The sequence below is a fragment of the uncultured Amnibacterium sp. genome (genome assembly GCF_964250715.1).
In the GTDB taxonomy this organism is placed as follows: Bacteria; Actinomycetota; Actinomycetes; order Actinomycetales; family Microbacteriaceae; genus Amnibacterium.
The window spans coordinates 91,845-112,731 of sequence record NZ_CAXUGX010000010.1 but is presented as its reverse complement, the minus strand read 5'-3'; the positions used below and the strand labels follow the sequence as shown (position 1 = coordinate 112,731).

Annotated in this window: 15 protein-coding genes; 12 read left to right on the top strand and 3 right to left on the bottom strand. The window is 70.6% G+C overall.

Features of this window, described 5'->3' with window-relative positions; genetic code table 11:
• Positions 1-2: 2 nt before the first annotated feature.
• Positions 3-1,424: a branched-chain amino acid ABC transporter permease gene (locus ACFE7H_RS11010; RefSeq protein WP_375401275.1), complete on the bottom strand. Its 1,422-nt coding sequence runs from the start codon at positions 1,422-1,424 to the stop codon at positions 3-5.
• Between the two features lie 218 nt (positions 1,425-1,642).
• Here ACFE7H_RS11010 and guaB point away from each other — a divergent pair, with 218 nt between their 5' ends.
• The 7 genes from guaB (at position 1,643) to ACFE7H_RS10975 (ending at position 12,730) form a co-directional block, all read left to right on the top strand.
• Positions 1,643-3,142, top strand: a complete 1,500-nt coding sequence (gene guaB, locus ACFE7H_RS11005) for an IMP dehydrogenase (RefSeq protein WP_375401274.1) — start codon at positions 1,643-1,645, stop codon at positions 3,140-3,142.
• A 62-nt stretch (positions 3,143-3,204) separates the two neighbouring features.
• Entirely contained in the window at positions 3,205-4,299 is a 1,095-nt protein-coding gene (locus tag ACFE7H_RS11000) for a LacI family DNA-binding transcriptional regulator (protein WP_375401273.1), read from the top strand.
• Between the two features lie 128 nt (positions 4,300-4,427).
• Positions 4,428-5,729: an ABC transporter substrate-binding protein gene (locus ACFE7H_RS10995; RefSeq protein WP_375401272.1), complete on the top strand. Its 1,302-nt coding sequence runs from the start codon at positions 4,428-4,430 to the stop codon at positions 5,727-5,729.
• Complete coding sequence (locus ACFE7H_RS10990; RefSeq protein ID WP_375401271.1) at positions 5,726-6,685, top strand: carbohydrate ABC transporter permease; 960 nt, start codon at positions 5,726-5,728, stop codon at positions 6,683-6,685. The genes ACFE7H_RS10995 and ACFE7H_RS10990 overlap by 4 nt, the downstream gene beginning before the upstream one ends.
• 5 nt (positions 6,686-6,690) lie before the next feature.
• Positions 6,691-7,623, top strand: coding sequence for a carbohydrate ABC transporter permease (locus tag ACFE7H_RS10985; RefSeq protein WP_375401270.1), 933 nt, complete (start codon positions 6,691-6,693; stop codon positions 7,621-7,623).
• 92 nt (positions 7,624-7,715) lie between these two features.
• Complete coding sequence (locus tag ACFE7H_RS10980) at positions 7,716-9,836, top strand: alpha-galactosidase (protein ID WP_375401269.1); 2,121 nt, start codon at positions 7,716-7,718, stop codon at positions 9,834-9,836.
• The gene (locus ACFE7H_RS10975) at positions 9,833-12,730 is read left to right on the top strand and encodes a glycoside hydrolase family 2 TIM barrel-domain containing protein (protein ID WP_375401268.1); all 2,898 of its coding nucleotides are present in this window, start codon (positions 9,833-9,835) and stop codon (positions 12,728-12,730) included. The genes ACFE7H_RS10980 and ACFE7H_RS10975 overlap by 4 nt, the downstream gene beginning before the upstream one ends.
• 23 nt (positions 12,731-12,753) lie before the next feature.
• Here ACFE7H_RS10975 and ACFE7H_RS10970 read toward each other — a convergent pair whose 3' ends face one another.
• Complete coding sequence (locus ACFE7H_RS10970) at positions 12,754-14,049, bottom strand: nucleotide disphospho-sugar-binding domain-containing protein (RefSeq protein WP_375401267.1); 1,296 nt, start codon at positions 14,047-14,049, stop codon at positions 12,754-12,756.
• A gap of 235 nt (positions 14,050-14,284) precedes the next feature.
• Between ACFE7H_RS10970 and ACFE7H_RS10965 the strand changes: the two genes are divergently transcribed.
• The 4 genes from ACFE7H_RS10965 to guaA all read left to right on the top strand — a co-directional run bounded on the left by ACFE7H_RS10965 (position 14,285) and on the right by guaA (position 18,778).
• Positions 14,285-15,403 (top strand): GuaB3 family IMP dehydrogenase-related protein, encoded by a 1,119-nt coding sequence (locus tag ACFE7H_RS10965; RefSeq protein ID WP_375401311.1) that lies wholly within the window; start codon positions 14,285-14,287, stop codon positions 15,401-15,403.
• Positions 15,404-15,571: 168 nt separating this feature from the next.
• The gene (locus ACFE7H_RS10960) at positions 15,572-16,489 is read left to right on the top strand and encodes an SURF1 family cytochrome oxidase biogenesis protein (RefSeq protein ID WP_375401266.1); all 918 of its coding nucleotides are present in this window, start codon (positions 15,572-15,574) and stop codon (positions 16,487-16,489) included.
• A gap of 67 nt (positions 16,490-16,556) precedes the next feature.
• Complete coding sequence (locus tag ACFE7H_RS10955; protein WP_375401265.1) at positions 16,557-17,024, top strand: DUF3817 domain-containing protein; 468 nt, start codon at positions 16,557-16,559, stop codon at positions 17,022-17,024.
• 194 nt (positions 17,025-17,218) lie between these two features.
• The gene (gene guaA, locus ACFE7H_RS10950; RefSeq protein ID WP_375401310.1) at positions 17,219-18,778 is read left to right on the top strand and encodes a glutamine-hydrolyzing GMP synthase; all 1,560 of its coding nucleotides are present in this window, start codon (positions 17,219-17,221) and stop codon (positions 18,776-18,778) included.
• Between the two features lie 184 nt (positions 18,779-18,962).
• Here guaA and ACFE7H_RS10945 read toward each other — a convergent pair whose 3' ends face one another.
• The gene (locus tag ACFE7H_RS10945; protein ID WP_375401264.1) at positions 18,963-19,739 is read right to left on the bottom strand and encodes a Bax inhibitor-1/YccA family protein; all 777 of its coding nucleotides are present in this window, start codon (positions 19,737-19,739) and stop codon (positions 18,963-18,965) included.
• A gap of 208 nt (positions 19,740-19,947) precedes the next feature.
• Between ACFE7H_RS10945 and ACFE7H_RS10940 the strand changes: the two genes are divergently transcribed.
• Positions 19,948-20,874, top strand: coding sequence for a glycerophosphodiester phosphodiesterase family protein (locus ACFE7H_RS10940; protein WP_375401263.1), 927 nt, complete (start codon positions 19,948-19,950; stop codon positions 20,872-20,874).
• Positions 20,875-20,887: the final 13 nt, after the last annotated feature.

The following is a 20,887-nucleotide window of genomic DNA, read 5'->3' as shown; positions in this document are numbered from 1 at the left end:
CCCTACCCGATCCGGGATCGTTTGCCGAGGATGCCTTGCGGGCGCACCAGCAGGATGAGGATCAGCACCACGAGCGCCGTGAGGTACTTGAGGTTCGCCGGCACCACCAGCGTGGAGAGGTCGGTCAGCAGCCCGATCACGAGCGATCCGATCAGGGCACCGAACGCGGTGCCGAAGCCGCCCAGCGTCACCGCGGCGAAGATCAGCAGCAGAATGCTGGAGCCGGTGTCCCAGCGCAGCGACTGGTAGTAGCTGATCAGCACGCCGGCCAGGCCGGCGAGCGCGCCGCCGCCCACCCACACCAGGCGGATGACGCGCTCCACGTCGATACCCGACGCAGCGGCGAGCGCCCGGTTGTCGGACACCGCGCGCATCGCCTTGCCGATGCGCGTCCGCAGCAGCAGGAACGCCACGAGCAGCAGCAGGACGATGCAGGTGATCGCGCTCGTGATGTCGGTCGATCGCAGGCGGATCGGACCGAGCACGACCGCCGCCGTGTTGTCGCTCGGGATGGTGAGCGAGTCGGCGCCGAAGATGAACTCGTACAGGTACCGGAGCGCGAGCGAGAGGCCGATGCTGACGATCATCAGCGGCACGAACGCGACGCCGCGGCGGCGCAGCGGCTTCCACAGCACCAGATCCTGGGCGTAGCCGAACGCGCCGCCCAGCACGGTCGCGGCCAGGATGCCGACGATGCCCGGCAGCCCGAGCACCGCCGAGAAGGCGTAGCCCATCAGGCCGCCGAAGGTGACGAGTTCACCATGGGCGAAGTTGTTGAGGCCCGTCGTGCCGTAGATCAGGGACACCCCGATGGAGGCGAGCGCCAGCAGCAGGCCGAAGATCAGCCCGGAGGCCAGCCGGGGCAGCACCAGCTCCATCAGGGTCGGCCCGCCGTCGCTGTTGCTGTTGTTGCCGGCCGCTCCGGTGGACGCGCTCGCGCCGGGCGTCGCGCCGGTACTGCCGGTCGGACCGCTCGAGCCGACGCCTGCGACCAGGATGAAGTAGGCCGGCACGCCCTGGTTGCTGTCGGAGACCACCACCTGCCGGGGGTTCGTGATCGACGGCGCCGTGCCTGCGCCGTCGGGGACCGACGAGTTGTCCAGCTGCACCTTGTAGGTGCCGGCCTTCGGCACGCCGACCAGCACCTTGCCGTCCTTGCCGGAGGTGACCGACCGGCTGAACGAGCCGAGGGACACGGTGACCTTCACGCCGGCGACGCTGCTGCGGTCGGACTGCTTGCGCACCCACACCTGGATCGACTGCGCGGCGGAGGCGGCGGATCCGCTGGGCGATGGCGTGGGCGTCGGGGTGGCAGCCACGGCGGCGGTGCCACCGAGCAGCACGAGCAGCAGGGCGACGATCAGCGCTGCGAGCATGGGCCGGGCGGCCTGGCCGCGGGGGCGGCGGCTCGTGGGCTGGTGCAAGCGGGACCTCACGGGTAGGTTCCCGGCCCTGGCGACGGCGCGGGGGAATCGAGCGGTGACGGCCGACGATATTGCCTCGGGTGTTTCAGGCGTGTATCGGTTCCACTCCGGCTCGACACCGTTGCCGAACCGATGCCCTCGTCGCCGCTACCGTGACCGTGCAGCACCATGAGGTTCGGGCCGGGAAGTCCCCGGCCGGCGACGATGTTGAGGCGGTCATGGCGAACGATCCATTCGGCTTCATCGGGCTCACCTACGACGATGTGATGCTGCTGCCCGGGCACACCGACGTGATCCCCAGCGAGGCGGACACCTCCTCGCGCCTGACCCGGCGTATCCGGCTGCACGCCCCGCTGCTCTCCTCCGCCATGGACACGGTCACCGAGTCGCGGATGGCGATCGCGATGGCACGGCAGGGCGGCCTCGGCGTCGTGCACCGCAACCTGTCGATCGGCGACCAGGCGGCGCAGGTGGACACGGTCAAGCGCAGCGAGTCCGGCATGATCACCGATCCGGTCACCACGACCGCGGATGCGACCGTCGCCGAGGTGGACCGGCTGTGCGCGCGGTTCCGGGTCAGCGGGCTGCCGGTCGTCGACGACGACGGCGTGCTGGTCGGCATCGTGACCAATCGCGACATCCGCTTCGTCTCCCCGTTCGAGCAGGAGACCACCCCGGTGCGCGACGTGATGACGCGCGCCCCGCTCGTCACCGCGCGGGTGGGCATCGACCCGAACGACGCCATCGGCCTGCTCGCGCAGCACCGCATCGAGAAGCTGCCGCTCGTGGACGACGCCGGCCGGCTGCGCGGCCTGATCACGGTGAAGGACTTCGAGAAGAGCGAGCGGTACCCGCTGGCTTCCAAGGACGCCGCCGGACGGTTGCTGGTGGGTGCGGCCATCGGCTTCTTCGGCGACGCCTGGGATCGCGCGATGGCGCTCGTGGACGCCGGAGTCGACGTGCTGGTGGTCGACACCGCCAACGGCGACAGCGCCGGCGTGCTGGACATGGTGCGGCGGCTGAAGGCCGAGCCGGCCGCCGCGCACGTGGACGTGATCGGCGGCAACATCGCCACCCGCCAGGGCGCGGAGTCGTTGATCGCCGCGGGCGCCGACGCGGTGAAGGTCGGCGTCGGACCGGGCTCGATCTGCACCACCCGCGTCGTCGCCGGCGTCGGCGTGCCACAGGTGACCGCCGTGTACGAGGCGTCGTTGGCCGCCCGCGAGGCCGACGTGCCGGTGATCGCCGACGGCGGCCTGCAGTACTCCGGCGACATCGCCAAGGCGCTCGTCGCCGGCGCCGAGACCGTCATGCTCGGCTCCCTGCTGGCGGGCACCGACGAGAGCCCCGGCGACCTCGTCTACACCGGCGGCAAGCAGTACAAGTCCTACCGCGGCATGGGTTCGCTCGGCGCGCTGCAGACCCGCGGCACCCGCACCTCGTATTCCCGTGACCGGTACTTCCAGGCGGATGTGCCGAGCGACGAGCAGTTGATCGCCGAGGGCATCGAGGGTCAGGTGCCGTATCGGGGGCCGGTCGCCACCACGGTGTACCAGCTGCTCGGCGGGCTGCGGCAGTCGATGTTCTATACCGGCTCCCGCACCATCGACGAGTTGCGCGAACGCGGCCGCTTCGTGCGTATCACCGCCGCGGGCCTGAAGGAGTCGCATCCGCACGACGTGCAGATGGTGAACGAGGCGCCCAACTACCGCCGCTGACCCGCCCGCCGCTACGCTTCCGGCCACGAGCGGACGGCGCCCGGGGTAGGGGCGACAGCGGCATGAGCGGCACGCGCACCTCGGATCGGGCGCCGTCGATCCGCGACGTGGCCCTGGCCGCGGGAGTGTCGTACCAGACCGTCTCGCGCGTGCTCAACGACCACCCGCGCATCCGTCCCTCCACCGCCGAACGCGTACACGCCGCCATCGGTCAGCTTGGGTACCGGCCCAACCGTGCCGCGCGTGCGCTCGTCACCTCGCGCAGCCACACCATCGGCGTGCTCATCACGGCGCGCTCGCTGCACGGCCCGTTCAGCAGCTTCGTCGCCATCGAGCAGGCGGCGCGCGAGCGGGGCTATGCGATCTCGGCGACGCCCAACACCTCCGAGGACGCGGACGGCATCGCGTGGGCGCTCGACGGCCTGCTCTCGCGCGGGGTCGACGGGATCGTCGCGATCGCCCCCCAGGACGCCGCGCGGGCGGTCATCCGGCGGATCGCGTCCCGGGTGCCGCTGATCGCGCTGCAGGGCGGGCCGGACGAGGCTGATTCGCTGAGCGTCGATCAGCAGGACGGCGCCCGCGCGGCGACCCGTCACCTGATCGAGCTGGGGCACCGCCGAATCCTGCACCTGCCGGGTCCGGAGGGCTGGGCGGAGGCGGCGGAGCGCCGCAAGGGGTATCTGGCCGAGATGGCGCAGCACGGCCTCGATCCACTGCTCGGCCCGGCGGCGGATTGGACGCCCGACGGCGGCTACGCGGCCGGCCGAGCCGTCCTGCCGATCGACGGCGCACGGCGCTCCGGCGACGATTTCTCCGCGGTGTTCTCCGCCAACGACGAGATGGCCATCGGGTTCGTCGCCGCCGCGCGCGAGGCGGGGATCCGCGTGCCGCAGGACCTCAGCGTGGTCGGCTTCGACGACATCCCCACCGCGCGGTACGCGACGCCGCCGTTGACCACGGTGCGGCAGGACTTCACGGGAATCGGGCGGCAGGCGATCGCCACGCTGATCGACGCCATCGACCAGGTCGAGCCCGCTGAGGCCGCGCCGGTACGGCCGTTCGAGCTGATCGTGCGCGAGAGCACCGCCGCCGCGCATCACGATCTGGTCGCGACCCGCGATCCCGGGTTGACCGCGGCCGGTGGTGCACGCGTATGATCTGCCGCGCGCCCATGTGAACGTTTCGCATACGGCGGCGGGCGGCAACAGCCGCACCGGTTGAAATCCGGGCACATCACACCCGATGTGGCAGGATCCACAGCAGCAGTACACACAAAGGAGTGCGCATGGCACAGCTCGGTTCCGGTCGGCACGAAGTCGACCGTCGCGTCGTGATGAAGGGGCTCGGCCTCGGTGCCGTGGGGCTCGCCTCGGTCCCCCTGCTCGCGGCATGTTCTCCCAGCGGTAGCGGCACCGGTGGCGGTGGCGGCAGCCTCACGTTCGGTTCGAACGCATCCGACCCGGTCCCGAAGAAGGCGATCGCGACGTTCGCTGCGGCCTTCACGAAGAAGACCAAGGACACGGTCAAGATCAACACGACCGACCACACCACGTTCCAGAACAAGATCAGCAACTACCTGCAGGGCAGCCCCGACGACGCATTCACCTGGTTCGCCGGATACCGCATGCGCTACTACGCCAACAAGGGCCTGGTCGGCGACATCAGCGACGTGTGGCAGAAGATCGGCAGCAACTTCTCCGAAGGGCTGAAGAAGGCCTCCACGGCCGACGACGGCAAGCAGTACTTCGTGCCGAACTACAACTACCCCTGGGGCATCTTCTACCGGAAGTCCGTCTGGCAGGCCAAGGGCTACGAGATCCCCGGCACGTTCGACGAACTGATCAAGCTCTGCAAGAAGATGAAGTCCGACGGCCTCATCCCGATCGCGTTCGCCGACAAGGAGTTGTGGCCCGCGCTCGGCACGTTCGACTACCTGAACCTGCGCATCAACGGCTACCAGTTCCATGTCGACCTGTGCGCGCACAAGCAGGGCTGGGACACCCCGCAGGTCAAGGAGGTGTTCGACACCTGGAAGGAGTTGCTTCCGTACCAGGATCCGAACGCTCCCGGCCAGACGTGGCAGGAAGGTGCGCAGAAGGTCGTCGAGAAGAAGGCCGGAATGCACCTGCTGGGCTCCTTCATCACGCAGCAGTTCACGGACGGCAAGGTGCTCGACGACGTCGATTTCTTCCCGTTCCCTGCAGTGAAGGTGGAGGGGACTGACGCGATCGAGGCGCCGATCGACGGGTTCATGCTGTCGAAGAAGGGCGCTTCCAACCAGGCGGCCAAGGACTTCGTGGGCTTCCTCGGCACCGGAGCGGGTCAGGAGGCGTACAACTCGGTCGACAACGCGAACATCATGACCGCCAAGGACGCCGACACGTCCAAGTACTCGGCGTTCACGAAGAAGCTCGCCGGCGTGATCGCCGACGCGAAGTCGATCGCCCAGTTCTTCGACCGTGACGCGCTGCCGGCCATGGCGAACAACGTGCTGGAGCCGGCGGTGCTGAACTTCATCAAGAGCGGCAACATCGACCTGAAGAACGTTGAGTCGCAGGCGAAGTCGCTGTACGCCCAGGAATCGTGACCGCACCACTCGTCGCGCTTGGTGGCAACGGCGCCGCGTCGGAGGTCTCCCCTCCGGCGCGGCGGCGCCGCCTGCGCCAGCTCGGCAAGCGTGACCGTCTGGTCCTCGGGATCATGGTCGGTATTCCGACGCTCATTCAGCTGGTCTTCATCTGGCTGCCGATGCTCGCGTCGATCGGGCTCTCGTTCGCGAAATGGGATGGCCTGACCTTCGGTAACATCCGCCCGGCCGGTCTGGCCAACTACAACTTCGTGTTCAATCAGACGCCCGCATTCTGGCCGGCCGTCCTGCACAACATCGCTTGGCTGGCGTTCCTGGCCATCATCGGCACGCCACTCGGGCTGCTGCTGGCGGTGCTGCTGGATCAGAAGATCCGGGGCAGCCGCTTCTACCAGACCATCTTCTTCCTGCCGGTCATGCTCTCCGTCGCCCTGATCGGCATCATCTGGGAGCTCATCTACTCCCAGGACAACGGCCTGCTCAATTACGTGCTCGGCACCGCCGGCAAGCCCGGCGCGATCGACTGGTACGGCAACTCCGACTTCAACCTCTGGGCGGCGCTGGTCGCCGCAACCTGGCGCCACGCCGGCTACATCATGATCCTGTATTTAGCCGGGCTGAAGGGCGTCGATCCCAGCATCAAGGAAGCCGCCGCCCTGGACGGGGCGAACGGTCGGCAGGCGTTCTTCCGGGTCGTCTTCCCGTCGATGGCTGCCACCAACGTCATCATCGTGGTCATCACGGTGATCGAGTCGCTGCGCGCGTTCGACATCGTGTACGTCATCAACCGGGGACAGAACGGTCTGGAACTGCTGAGCGTCTTCGTGGTGCAGTACCTCGTCGGCGAGACGCAGGTGATCGGCATCGGAGCCGCGTTCGCGGTCGTGCTGCTCGTGATCTCGCTGGTACCGATCACCTTCTACCTGACCCGGACCTTCAGCACCAAGGAGCGGTGAGCCGCATGACCAGCAGTTCGGCTACGACCACGGTCGCCAGGCGCGTCACCACCCGGGTGAGCTCGTCCACCACCACCCACATTCGCGGCGGCGGCGGCGTGGTAGCCACCTACGTGTTCCTGACGGTGATGGCGGTCCTGTGGCTGGTCCCCCTGCTGTGGTCGCTGTACACGTCGCTTCGGCCCATCGCCGATACCAACAAGTACGGGTACTTCAGCATCGGTGGCAGCTTCAGCCTCCAGAACTACATCAACGCCTGGAACCAGGGCGGCTTCCCCACCTACTTCCTCAACTCGGTGGCCATCACGATCCCGACTGTGTTGCTGACCCTGTTCTTCGCCTCGATGATGGCGTTCGCCGTCAGCCGCTTCACCTGGCGGTTCAACACGACCCTGCTGATCGCCTTCACGGCCGGCAACCTGCTGCCGCCCCAGGTGCTCGCCGCCCCACTGTTCGAGATCTTCAAGCTCATCCAGCTGCCGTACTGGCTGTCCGACTCCGGCACGCTGCTCAATCAACTGGCCGCGGTGGTCATCGCGAACACCGCGTTCCAGATCGGCTTCTGCACTTTCGTGTTGTCCAACTTCATGAAGGCCATCCCCATGGAACTGACCGAGGCGGCACGGGTCGACGGAGCCGGCGTCTGGCGTCAGTACATCTCGGTGATCATGCCGCTGACGAGGCCCGCCCTGGCCGCGCTCGGCACGCTGGAAGTCATCTTCATCTACAACGACTACTTCTGGCCGCTCATCCTGATTCAGAGCGGCAACCGGCTGCCGATCACCACGGCCGTCAACAACCTGCAGGGCGAGTTCTTGACCAACTACAACCTGCTTGCCGCGGGTGCCGTCATCATCGTGCTGCCCACGCTGATCATCTATCTCGCGCTGCAGCGGCAGTTCATCGCAGGCCTCACCCTGGGCGCCAGCAAGGGCTGACCCGCTGGTATCGCGGTCAAGGGGTGTCCGGTCTTCGGGCACCCCTTCACCGCGCGTGAGCCCGATCCCACGTCCTTGAAAGGCGCATGCCCATGTCCGGCTCTCCGACCGCACCCGAGCAGCGCTATCTGGCGAACGGCGGCGTCGGCCTGCTGATCGACCTGACCGACGGCGACCCCGTCGTCGTGCACTGGGGAGCCGACCTCGGCTCGCCGGTGCCGGACGCCGGGGCGTTCACGGACGCCGTGGCCCGCTCCAGCTTCGATGTGCCCATCCGGCCGAGCATCGCGCCCCAGTCGGCACGCGGGTGGCTGGGCCGGCCCGCAGTCCGAGGTAGCCGGGACGGTCGTGCGTTCTCTCCCCTGTTCGTGCTCGAGCAGGTTTCGGGGAGCGACGCCGATCTGCAGATGCAGCTGGTCGACGACCTGACCGGGCTGCGGCTGCAGGTGGCGCTCGAGCTCACCCCGAGCGGACTGCTGCTCAGCACCTGCACCCTGACGAACACCGGCGACACGCCCTACCTGGTCGGTGGGCTCGACACCGCGCTGCCGATCCCCGACCACGCGGTCGAGGCGCTGGACACCACCGGACGGTGGGGGCGCGAGAAGCATCCGCAGCGCCGGCGGATCGACCAGGGACTCTGGGTGCGGGGTGGTCGGCACGGGCGCACCGGGCACGACGCGACGGCGGTGCTGGCCGCCGGCACCGCGGGCTTCGACTGGGGGACGGGCGAGGTCTGGGCGGTGCACCTCGGCTGGAGCGGCGACAGCGAGACGTTTCTGGAGCGGCTGCGCAGCGGGCAGGGACTGCTGGGCGGCGGCGAGCTGCTGCAGCCGGGCGAGGTCGTGCTCGCGCCCGGGGAGTCCCTGACGACGCCGACGCTGTACGCGGCTTACTCTGCGACCGGGCTCGACGGCGTCAGCGCCCGCTTCCACGACTGGATGCGCGCCCGCCCCCAGCACCCCGTGACTCCGCGGCCGGTGGTGCTGAACACCTGGGAGGCGGTCTACTTCGACCACCGTCTGCAACCGCTGCTCGAGCTGGCCGACACCGCCGCCGAGCTCGGCGTGGAGCGCTTCGTGCTGGACGACGGCTGGTTCACCCACCGGCGTCACGACCGGGCGGGACTCGGCGACTGGACCGTCGACGCCGGGGTGTGGCCGCAGGGGCTCGGGCCGCTGATCGACCATGTGCACGGCCTCGGCATGCAGTTCGGACTGTGGGTGGAGCCCGAGATGATCAACGCCGACTCCGACCTGGCGCGGGCGCATCCCGACTGGATCTCGGGACCCGGTGGCCGCGAGCCGCTGGAGTGGCGCAATCAGCAGGTGCTCGACATCGCAAACCCCGAGGCGGCCGCGCACATCCTGGGCGCCCTCGACGCGCTGCTCACCGAGTACCGCATCGACTACTTCAAATGGGACCAGAACCGCGACCAGCCCGAGCTCGGCTCCGCGGGCCGCGCCTCCTCGCACGACCAGACGCTCGCCATCTACGCGCTGCTCGACGAGCTGCACGCCCGGCATCCCGGGCTGGAGATCGAGAGCTGCTCCTCCGGCGGCGCGCGGGTCGACCTCGGCATCCTGCAGCGCACCGAGCGACTGTGGGCGTCCGACTCCAACGACGCGCTGGAGCGCCAGACGATCCAGCGGTGGACCGAACTGCTGGTGCCGCCGGAGCTGGTGGGCGCGCACGTCGGTCCGACGGTCTCGCACACGAGCGGGCGCGTGCACGCGATCTCGTTCCGGGTGCTCACCGCGATGCTCGGATCCTTCGGCATCGAGTGGGACGTGCGCACGGCGACCGCCGACGACCGCCGCGTGCTGACCGAGGGGATCGACTTCTACAAGCGGTATCGCGGTCTGCTGCACACCGGACGGATGGTGCGGCTGGACTCGCCGGATCCCACCCTGCAGACCACCGGAGTGGTCTCGACCGACCGCTCGCAGGCGGTGTTCATCGCCGCCAGCCTGGCCAGCGGCGCCGCCGAGATCCCGCCACGCCTGCGGCTGCGGGGCCTCGATCCCGCCCGCACGTATCGGGTCGAGCTCGGCCTGCCGATCGAGCCGGGCTCGGGCAGCGAGCGCACCGCCGTGCCGTGGCCCTCGACCGGGCTGACCGCGTCGGGTGCCGCGCTGCAGCACATCGGCGTGCCGATGCCCATGCTGTTCCCCGAGCACGCGCTCGTCCTGACTGTGGAGGCCATCGCATGACCGAACCCTTCGACCTGACCGCCATCGTGGGCACGGGCGGCATCGCGCCGCGCGCCCGGTTCGCCACCGACGCCACTCTGCTCAGCTTGAACGGCGACTGGTCGTTCGCCCTGTCGCCGTCGCTCGCCGAGGCGCCGGACGGGATCGAGTCGCCCGACTTCGACGACTCCGGCTGGGGCACCATCCCCGTGCCGTCCAGCTGGCCGGTGCAGGGCCACGGCAGCCCGGCCTACACGAATGTGGTGTTCCCGTTCCCCATCGACGTGCCGTTCGTGCCCGACGAGAACCCGACGGGCGACTTCCGGCGCCGCTTCACGTGGTCGGAGTCGGACGGCGGCGCGCTGCTGCGCTTCGACGGCGTCGACGCCGCCGGGCAGGTGTGGCTGAACGGCACCCTGCTCGGCACCACGCGCGGCAGCCGCCTGCCGACGGAGTTCGACGTCTCCGACGCGCTCCGGCCGGGGGAGAACCTGCTCGTCGTCCGGGTGACGCAGTGGGCCGCCACCAGCTACCTGGAGGACCAGGACATGTGGTGGCTGCCCGGCATCTTCCGCGACGTGACCCTGCAGGCAACACCGGCGGGCGGTGTTCACGACGTGGCCGTGCACGCGGACTGGGATGTCGACCGGGGTGCCGTGCTGCGGATCGATGCGGCGACCCGCGACGGGGCGCAGGCCCAGATCGCCATCCCGGCCCTCGGTCTCGCCGCCCTGGCCCCGGGGGAGGAGCACGTGATCGCCGGGGCCGCTCCCTGGACCGCGGAGACGCCCGCGCTGACCGAGGTCGTCGTCTCGACCGCGACGGAGACGGCGACGCTGCGCGTCGGCTTCCGCACGGTGACCATCGAGGACGCGCAGATCAAGGTCAACGGCACTCGCATCCGACTCCGCGGAGTCAACCGCCACGAGTCGCATCCCGACCTGGGCCGTGCCGTGCCGCTGACGGTCGCCCGCGCCGAGATGCTGCAGATGAAGCAGTACAACGTCAACGCCATCCGCACCTCGCACTACCCGCCGCACCCAGGCGTGCTCGACCTGGCCGACGAGCTGGGCTTCTGGCTGGTCGACGAGAGCGATCTGGAAACCCACGGCTTCGAGCTGATCGGCTGGCGGGACAACCCGAGCGACGACCCCGCGTGGCGGGACGCGTACCTGGACCGCATCACCCGCACCGTGCAGCGCGACCGCAACCACGCGAGTGTGATCCTGTGGTCGCTCGGCAACGAGTCCGGCACGGGAGGCAACCTGGCCGCCGCGGCGGCGCTGTCCCACTCGCTGGATCCCAGCCGACCGGTGCATTACGAGGGGGACTACGACTGCGAGTACGTGGACGTCTGGTCGCAGATGTACCCGACGCAGTCCCATGTGGACGCGGTCGGGCGGCGTGCGGAGCAGCCGCTCGCGGACGCGGCGCTGCAGGCCCGCAGGCACGCGATGCCGCACCTGCTCTGCGAGTACGCGCACGCGATGGGCACCGGCCCGGGAGGCCTGTCGGAGTACGAGGCGAGCTTCGACACGTACGACCGCACCCAGGGCGGATTCGTGTGGGAGTGGGTGGAGCACGGCATCCGGCAGCGGACCGCCGACGGACGGGCGTACTTCGCCTATGGCGGCGACTTCGGCGAGCCGTTGCACGACGGCAATTTCGTCGCCGACGGCCTGGTCGACGCCGACCGCGTGCCGCGGCCCGGCCTGGCCGACTACAAGAAGGTCGTCGAGCCGGTCAAGCTGACGATCGCGGACGACCGCGCATCGCTCACGATCCGCAACCGCTACGACTTCGTCGATACGGCCCACCTGGCGCTGACCTGGTCCGTCCAGGGCGGTGCCGGAGGCGATCTTCCGGTGCCGGCGATCGCACCCGGTGACTCCGCGACCGTGCCGCTGTCGAGCGAGGCGGCGGCCGGAGCGCTGTTCACCGTGCGCGCCGTCCTGGCGCAGGACGCCCCCTGGGCACCGGCCGGCCACGAGATCGCCTGGGCGCAGGCCGGAAGCCTGCCCGCGGCGCCGGCCGCCGGGCCGGGCAGCGATTCCGTCGCCCCCGAGACGGCGGGCGACGTCATCACCCTGGGCCCGGGCGTCTTCGACGCGAACACCGGACATCTGACCGCGCTCGGCGCGATCGAGGTCGACGGTCCGGTGGTCACCCTGTGGCGCGCGCCGACCGACAACGACCGGGGGGTCGCACAGGACCGCCTCGATCTGCCCTCGGACGCCGAGCTCTGGCGCCGCGGCGGCCTGCACCGCCTGCGCACGCGCGTTGCCTCGATCGACGCGACCGGCGATGTGCTGCGGGTGACGACCCACGTCGGCCCCGCCGGCACCGACCACCGGGTGCAGGTCGTGCTGGAGTGGACCTCGGACGGCACCGCGCTGTCCTGCTCCGCCACGGTGACTCCGCACGGCGACTGGCCGAGTGACTGGGCGCGGGTGGGGCTCGAGTTCGCGCTGCCCTGGGCAGCGGACGGGGTGGAGTGGGACGGCCTCGGCCCCGATCAGCACTACCCCGACACGGGCCAGGCGGCGAGGCTCGGCACCTTCCGGGTCGACTCCGCACGCGACCTGCACACCGACTACGTGCTGCCCCAGGAGAACGGGTCCCGCGCGCAGGTGACCCGGCTGCGCCTCGGCGCACCGAGCTCGTCGGGTGCGGCGCTGCAGGTGTCGGGCGAGGGGTTCAGCTTCACCGGCAGCCCGTGGACCTCGGCGGAACTCGACGCCGCCTTGCACACGGTCGACCTGCCCGAGGGCCGCGCCTTCACTCGGCTGACGATCGACCTCGCCGAGCACGGCATCGGCACCGCCTCCTGCGGCCCCGGCGTGCTGGACCCGTACCGGCTGACGCCGCGCACGGTGACCGGAGTACTCCGGCTGCAGGCCAGCGCCTCCCGGTAGCGTTTGCCGCTTTTTTGTCCCGGTCAGCCGACCGCATCCGTGTGCGGTTGCGGCGCGGTGCGCATCAGGTCGTCCACCATCGCCAGGATGTCGCGCATCGCGTCGGTGCGGGCGATCAGCGCGCCGAGTCGGACCCCGGCCCGCCGCATCGAATCGTCCCCGAGCACCCGCAGCACCGCCTCGCGGATCGCCTCGGGGCCGGGCCGCTGCGTGCCCAGGTTCACTCCCACGCCCGCCCATGCGACCCTGGCGGTGACCTCCAGCTTGTCCTCCGAGGTCCCGGAGACGACCATCGGCACCCCCCACCGCAATGCGTGGTGCACCGTGGCGAACCCGCCGTTCGTCACGACTACCTTCGCGGCGGCCAGCAGGTGGTGGTACGGCAGGAACCGCGTGACCCTGACGTTCTCGGGGAGCGGCCCGCCGAACGCGTCGGCCACGACCGACGGATCCGGCCCTCCGGTCGTCGCGACGACCAGGACCGGCGAGTCGGCCAGTGCGCGGATCGTCGGCACGATCAGTTCGGTCGGGTCGTCGTTCGTGTAGGTGCCCTGGGTGACATGGACGATGGGACGCGGGTCGGAGTAGTCCCACCAGTCGGGCAGTTCGCCGACCGGTGGCGGGGGCAGCGGTCCGACGAACCGGATGCGCGGGTGCAGGCGGCGCCGGGGATATTCGAACTGCGGCACCGACATGTGCGCATAGGCGTCCGTGATGAAGGCCAGGTCGAACAGCCGCCCGGTCGGGCGGACGCCGAGGATCCGCTGCACCTCGTCGCGGAAGTCGCGCAGGGTGTGCCGCAGCACCGCGTCGGAGGCAGCGGTCAGCAGGCCGTTGCGCACACGGTTCAAGGGCCCGTCGAGCGGTGCCAGGCCGGCCCCGTACGGAGCGGTGTCGGGGCTCGACTGCGGCAGCGGGAACAGGCCGATCGACAGGACCGCGGGACGGGACTCGCGGGGGAGCAGCCCCAGCATCGAGGCGCCGAGGAACAGCGGCTCCGTGACGACGATGTCGATCTGCAGGGCGCGTACATGCTCCATCACCGCCTCGTGGTCGATCGCGACCGGATCGAGGAAGATCGCTCGAAGCGCCTGGCCCAGCTCGCGCACCCCGCCGTCCCGGCGGAGCGGCCTGACGAGGTCGGTGCCGTCGTAGGGCAGCACGAGCAGCGTCGCACCGCTCGCGGCGATCTGCGGGGCGAACTCGCGCCCGTTGAGCACCCACACGGAGTCACCACGGGCGGTCAGCGCGGTGGCGATCTGCAGCAGCGGCAGGAGGAACCCGGCGTTCCGGGAGCTCGTGATGAGGACCCGTGCCACCCGGTGCATCCTTCTCCTTCCACGGGCATGGGAGGGGGTCGCCGCGCCGCGGGCGCCGACCCGCCGGGGGCGGAGTCCTTGGGACTGAAGGCATGGAGGCGGCGTCGAAGCCGCGCGGTAGGTCTGCGTCACCCCGGCACTTCACGGAGGCGGACCACTCATCGATGCGTGCTCGCTGGAGAAGCCCATGCGCTCGGGCCCCCGGGCGGGCGCTGGATAGGGTTGCCGCGTGAGCATGGACTTCGAGATCGGGCGCGGCAAGCGTGCCCGTCGCGTCTACGCGTTCGACGATGTGGCGGTCATCCCGTCGCGACGCACCCGCGACCCGCAGGACGTCTCCATCGCCTGGGGCATCGACGCCTTCCACTTCGAGGTGCCGTTCCTCTCGGCCCCCATGGACTCGGTCAGCTCGCCGGCCACCGCGATCGCGATCGGCCGCCTCGGCGGCCTGGGCGTGCTCGGCCTGGAGGGGCTGTGGACGCGGTACGACGACCCGCAGCCGTTGCTGGAGGAGATCCGCGAGCTGCCCGCCGACCAGGTGACCCGGGGCATGCAGCGGATCTACGCGGCACCCATCCGGGCCGACCTCATCCGCCTGCGCCTGGCCGAGATCCGTGACGCGGGCGTACCGGTCGCGGCGGCGCTGTCGCCGCAGCGGACCCGGGAGTTCTCCGCGGAGGTGATCGAGGCGGGAGTCGACCTGTTCGTCATCCGCGGGACCACGGTCTCGGCGCAGCACGTCTCCAAGGCGACCGAGCCGCTGAACCTCAAGCAGTTCATCTACGAACTCGACGTGCCGGTGATCGTCGGCGGGGCCGCCACCTACACGGCCGCCCTGCACCTGATGCGCACCGGAGCCGCGGGTGTGCTGGTCGGCTTCGGCGGCGGCGCCGCGACCACCACCCGGACGGCGCTCGGCATCCATGCACCGATGGCCACGGCGGTGGCGGATGTCGCCGGTGCGCGGCGGGACTACCTGGACGAGTCCGGCGGCCGCTACGTGCACGTGATCGCCGACGGGGGCCTCGGCAACTCCGGCGACATCGTCAAGGCGCTGGCGATGGGTGCCGACGCGGTCATGCTGGGCACCACCCTGGCGCGGTCGACGGAGGCGCCGGGCGGCGGCTGGCATTGGGGAACCGAGGCCTACCACGACCAGCTGCCCCGCGGCGGCCGGGTCTGGGTCGGCCAGGCCGCGCCGCTGCAGCAGGTGCTGTTCGGCCCCGCCTCCGTCCCCGACGGCACCGTCAACTTGGCCGGCGCCCTGCGTCGCGCGATGGCGACCACCGGCTACTCCGACGTCAAGGAGTTCCAGCGCGTCGAGGTGGTGGTCGCGCCCTACCTGGGGGGCTGACCGCTCGGCCGCCCTGCCTGCCGAGAAATACAGGCGATCTCGAGTTCCGGAGCAGGTCTGCGGCGCGTCGCGCCTTCATTGCTCGGGATCGCCTGAATTCCTCGGGACACAGGCGCGCCGGCTCGATCGGCGCACGGGGTAGCCTCGCTGCCGGACGGAGGCGATGGGATGACCGCGGTGCAGCCGGATGCGCCCACCCTGGGGTCGGCGATGCTGCGCCCCCGCTCCATCGGGATGCTGCTCGTCGCGCTGGCCGTCGCGGCCCTCTTCGCCGGCCTCGGGCAGTGGCAGCTGCAGCGCGCGACCGCGACCGGCACGGTGGTGCACCGGACCACCGAGACCGTCGTCCCCCTGCAGCGGGTCGCGACTCCGCAGACCGAGCAGCGGAGCGCCTCCGTCGGTCAGTCGGTGCGCACGAGCGGCAGCTGGGTCGCCGGCGACTTCCTGGTCGTCGCGGACCGGTTGAACCGCGGCCGCGAGGGGTACTGGGTGACCGGCCACGCCGTCACCGGCGACCCGGCCGGGGCGCAGCTCGCCGTCGCTCTGGGCTGGGCGCCGGACCGCGGGGCGGCCGACGCGGCGGTCGCCGCTCTGAACCGCTCCGCTCCCACGGCCGGCGTGCTGACCGGCCGGTACATCGACAGCGACGTGCCGGCGGACACCGGCACACCCGGCGACGAGGGCAGCAGCGTGGGCGCCCGAGTCGGCGCCACTCCCACAGTCATGGCGGTGCCGCAACTGCTGAACCTGTGGCGCGGCGACACCGGGGGTCCCGTCTACAACGGCTACCTCACCCTGCGGGCGGCGCCCGCGGGACTGACGGACATCGACTCCCCGCCGCCGTCGCAGCAGGTGGAGCTCAACCTGCTGAACCTGTTCTACGCCGCCGAGTGGGCCCTGTTCGCCCTGGTCGCCTTCTACGTCTGGTACCGGCTGGTGCGCGACCGGTGGGAGTTGGAGCTGACGGCGGAGGACGAGGAGCCGGAGTCGGAGCCGGAGCCGGAGCTGGCTGCCCTGCAGCCGGACGGCGCGCAGCCGGACGCTCAGCAGCAGCGCCGACAGGACCAGGCGCGCTCGCCGGTCTGAACGCCCCGGGATCGCCGGTCTGATCCGCCGCGCGGCGCCCGAGTTGGCGGCGCGTACCATCGCAGCCATGGCGCGCGTGCCCCCGATCCGGGACTTTCCGACGATCCGGCGCAGCCTCACCTTCTACCGCGTCTTCGCCTACGCGACAGGCGTGGCCCTGCTGGTGCTGTGCCTGGAGATCGTCGTCAAATACCTGCTCGGGTATGAACTGCAGGCGTTCGGCCCCGGGGCGCCGCTGCAACTGGTGCCGCGGGACCGGGTGCAGGGCGTCAACCTCTCCGCGGTGGTGCAGTTCGTGCACGGCTACCTGTACTTGACCTACCTCGTCAGCGACTTCGTGCTGATCACCGTGATGCGGTATCCGATCACGCGCTTCCTGGTGATCGCGGCGGGCGGCGTGATCCCGCTGCTGTCGTTCTTCACCGAGCGGCGCGTGCGCCGCGAGATCACCGCGTACCTCGACCAGCGCGAGGCGGCGGCCCGGGACCGGGTGGCGGCCCAGCCCTTCCGCGCGGCTCGCTCCGGACCCGCCTAGGACACCCGGTCGGGACTCGCACCTCCGGGCGCCCGCAGGTGCGAGTCCCGAAGCGGTGTGGCAGCGGCCGGCGGCGCCTGGTCCGTCGAGCGCACGGGTGTCGGGGGCGCTCATAGACTTTCGGCGTGCAGCCGGCGCCCCGCGAGTCCCTACCCGCGAATGCTGCCGGGTCGGGGTCCGGCGAGGCGAATCCGGTGCTCGTGATCGACTTCGGCGCCCAGTACGCCCAACTGATCGCCCGGCGCGTGAGGGAGGCGAACGTCTACTCCGAGATCGTGCCGCACACGGTCACGGCCGACGAGATCCGCGCGCGCAATCCGGCAGGCATCGTGCTCTCCGGCGGGCCGTCCAGCGTGTACGAGCCGGGCTCGCCGGGACTCGATCCCGGCATCCTCGAGCTCGGGGTGCCGGTGCTCGGCATCTGCTACGGCTTCCAGGTGATGGCGCAGCAGCTGGGCGGCACCGTCGCGCGAACAGGTCAGCGCGAATACGGCTCCACGGCGGTCCGCATCGCCGACGCCCCAACCGGCGGAGGGAGCCTGCTCGACGGCGGGCCGCGGGCGCAGACCGTCTGGATGAGTCACGGCGACTCGGTGTCGTCGGCGCCGGAGGGGTTCGAGGTGCTCGCCAGCAGCTCCGCGACTCCTGTCGCGGCCTTCGCCAGCGTGCAGCGGCGGTTGTACGGGGTGCAGTGGCACCCCGAGGTGAAGCACAGCGATTACGGCCAGCGGGTGCTGGAGAACTTTCTGCACGACGCCGCCGGCATCGCTCCGGAGTGGAACAGCGGCAACGTGATCGCCGAGCAGGTGGAGCGCATCCGTGCCCAGGTGGGCGATGCGCGGGTGATCTGCGGCCTCTCCGGCGGCGTCGATTCGGCGGTCGCCGCGGCGCTGGTGCAGCGGGCCGTCGGCGACCGGCTCACCTGCGTCTTCGTGGATCACGGTCTGCTGCGGCAGGACGAGGCGCAGCAGGTCGAGCAGGACTATGTTGCGGCGACCGGGGTGCGGCTGGTGGTCGTCGACGAGAGCGAGCGCTTCCTGGACGCACTCGACGGCGTCAGCGACCCGGAGCAGAAGCGCAAGATCATCGGCCGCGAGTTCATCCGCGCCTTCGAGCGCGCGGCGGCGGGTGTCGTCGCCGAGGCGGCGGACGACGGCGCAGCGGTGCGGTTCCTGGTGCAGGGCACGCTCTATCCGGATGTCGTGGAGTCCGGCGGAGGTAGCGGCACCGCGACCATCAAGAGCCACCACAATGTCGGCGGGCTGCCCGAGGACCTGGACTTCGAGCTGGTGGAGCCGCTCCGGGCCCTGTTCAAGGACGAGGTGCGGGCCATCGGGCGGCAGCTGGGACTGCCCGAGGTGATCGTCGGGCGGCAGCCGTTTCCCGGCCCCGGCCTCGGTATCCGCATCGTCGGTGCCGTCACGGCCGAGCGTCTGGCGACCCTGCGGCGGGCCGATGCGATCGTTCGCGAGGAGTTGAGCGGCGCGGGTCTGGACGCGGACATCTGGCAGTGCCCGGTGGTGCTGCTGGCCGACGTGCGCTCGGTGGGGGTGCAGGGCGACGGTCGCACGTACGGGCACCCCGTCGTGCTGCGGCCGGTCTCCAGCGAGGATGCGATGACCGCGGATTGGACGCGCGTGCCCTACGACCTGCTCGCCCGAATCTCGGGCCGCATCACCAACGAGGTGGCGGGCGTCAACCGGGTGGTCCTGGACGTCACGTCCAAACCCCCGGGCACGATCGAATGGGAGTGACGAGAACCCACCCCAGCTACGGAGATCCGGAGCGACACGCCGCGTTCGTGCCGAATCGTCCGTAGTGACGGAGGTCGCTCCGTAGTTGTGGTGGATGTCCGTACTTGGGGTGGGGTGCGAAAGGGAGCAGACGACGATGGCGGCCACCACCCGAAGGTGATGACCGCCATCGTGTGCGTGAAGGTCAGCGGCGGTTCAGGATCGCGAAGATGCGCAGGAACTCGACGTACAGCCAGACGATCGTCACCATCAGGCCGAACGCGCCGGTCCAGCCGTACTTGGCGGGCAGTCCGCGGCGGACGCCCTGCTGGATCTGATCGAAGTCGAGCACCAGCGAGTAGGCGGCCAGGACCACCGCGAGCAGGCCGACGATCAGCCCGAGCGGGATCCCGAAGAGGGTGACGCTGCTCGAGATACCGAAGGCCGAGTTCGTGCCGCCGAAGAGCTGGATGCCCAGCTCGACCAGCCGGAAGACGGAGTAGGCGATGATCGCGATCATGAAGATCTTCGTCGCGCGGGCGGAGGCGCGGATCTTGCCGCTGGCGAACAGCGCCAGCGTGACGGCGACGGTGACCAGGGTGGCGACCACCGCCTGGATGGCGACGCCCGGGTAGAGCCGCTCGAAGATCGCGGTGATGCCGCCGACGAACAGACCCTCGAGCGCCGCGTAGGCGACGATGAGCGGCACGGACGGCTCACGCTTGAACGTGTTCACCAAGGCGAGCACGAAGCCCCCGATCGCACCGACGATCGCGAGCGCCGGAACCATCCAGCCGACCACGCCGGTCACGAGCAGTACCGCGAACAGCGCGACGGTCTTGACCGCGGTGTCCTGGTAGGTCATGCGACCGAGGTCCGCCGGGTCGGCGGCGGGGCGGTTGTAGAGGTCTTCCAGCGAGGCGGCCGTGACGGTGCTGTTGCGCCGGAAGGCCGGGTTGTTGGAGAGGGCGGGGTTCGCCATTGTTCCTGTTCCTTGTCGAGGGGCGGATCCGGCTCGTGCCGATCCTGAACTGACGAATCTAGGGTGCGAGACCCCGGGTCCGTCATCGACCACGTTATGGGTTCGGCAAGGATCCGGCGAGCGGGTCCGCCCAGGGCGTACCGACATCACCGGGCGCCGCACACACCCGGTTCACCGGAGCGTCACTTCGGGTTCCTACCGTGATTGCGTGTCCGCTCCGCTCGTCATCGGCCATCGCGGCGCTCCCGGCTACCGGCCGGAGCACACCCGGGCCGCGTTCGAGCTGGCGATCGCTCAGGGCGCCGACGCGGTGGAGGTCGACGTGGTGCCGACGCGGGACGGCCAGCTGGTCGTCCGGCACGATGCGGGCCTCGCCGGCACGACCGACGTGGCGGCCCATCCGCAGTTCGCGGACCGCCGAACCGTGCGCACCGTGGACGGCAAGCGCGTTCGCGACTGGTTCGCCGACGACCTCGACTGGGCGGAGCTGCAGCAGTTGCGCGCCCGCGAGCGCCTGCCCCGTCTGCGCCCGGGCAGCGCCGCCCACGACGGCGAGGAGGGCATCCTGCGGTTGGCCGACGTGCTGCGGATCGCTCGGGACGGCGGCGTGCGCACCGTGGTGGAGTTGAAGCACGCGACCGCGTTCGCCGAGCGCGGCCTGCCGCTCGACGAGCTGCTCGCTGCGGAGGTGCCGCCGGGCGACCGCGGCGACACCATCGTGGAGAGCTTCGAGCAGCAGGTGCTGCGCGACCTGGCGAGGCGCGGCTGGTCCGCGCCGCTGATCTCCCTGATGAAGGCGTGGGGCACGCCGCCCGACAGCGAGACGACCTACCGGGACCAGCGGCGGGACCTGGCCGGGTTCGCCGGGTTCGCGGGGCTGAGCGTGCACACCTCGCTCGCGCGGCGCTCCCTCGTCGAGCGTGCCGGCGCTCACGGGCTCGACGTCTGGGTCTGGACGCTGCGTCCCGAGAACGCATTCCTGCCGCCGCGCCACTGGTCGGTGGGCGGTCCGGCGACACATGGGAACTACGCACGGCACTGGCGCGAGATCGCCGTCAGCGGTGTGGCGGGGGTCTTCACGGACCATCCGGACCTGGCTCGGGCGGCCTTCGCGTCGACGCCCTCCCGTGTCTGACCCCCCGCTTACA

Excerpts from the sequence above, each read along its gene's own strand:
- guaB (WP_375401274.1), top strand. The coding sequence starts at position 1,643 with ATGGCGAACGATCCATTCGGCTTCATCGGGCTCACCTACGACGATGTG.
- ACFE7H_RS10945 (WP_375401264.1), bottom strand. The coding sequence starts at position 19,739 with ATGGCGAACCCCGCCCTCTCCAACAACCCGGCCTTCCGGCGCAACAGC.
- ACFE7H_RS10965 (WP_375401311.1), top strand. The coding sequence starts at position 14,285 with ATGGACTTCGAGATCGGGCGCGGCAAGCGTGCCCGTCGCGTCTACGCG.
- ACFE7H_RS10980 (WP_375401269.1), top strand. The coding sequence starts at position 7,716 with ATGTCCGGCTCTCCGACCGCACCCGAGCAGCGCTATCTGGCGAACGGC.
- ACFE7H_RS10995 (WP_375401272.1), top strand. The coding sequence starts at position 4,428 with ATGGCACAGCTCGGTTCCGGTCGGCACGAAGTCGACCGTCGCGTCGTG.
- ACFE7H_RS10985 (WP_375401270.1), top strand. The coding sequence starts at position 6,691 with ATGACCAGCAGTTCGGCTACGACCACGGTCGCCAGGCGCGTCACCACC.
- ACFE7H_RS10960 (WP_375401266.1), top strand. The coding sequence starts at position 15,572 with ATGACCGCGGTGCAGCCGGATGCGCCCACCCTGGGGTCGGCGATGCTG.
- ACFE7H_RS11000 (WP_375401273.1), top strand. The coding sequence starts at position 3,205 with ATGAGCGGCACGCGCACCTCGGATCGGGCGCCGTCGATCCGCGACGTG.
- ACFE7H_RS10955 (WP_375401265.1), top strand. The coding sequence starts at position 16,557 with ATGGCGCGCGTGCCCCCGATCCGGGACTTTCCGACGATCCGGCGCAGC.
- ACFE7H_RS10975 (WP_375401268.1), top strand. The coding sequence starts at position 9,833 with ATGACCGAACCCTTCGACCTGACCGCCATCGTGGGCACGGGCGGCATC.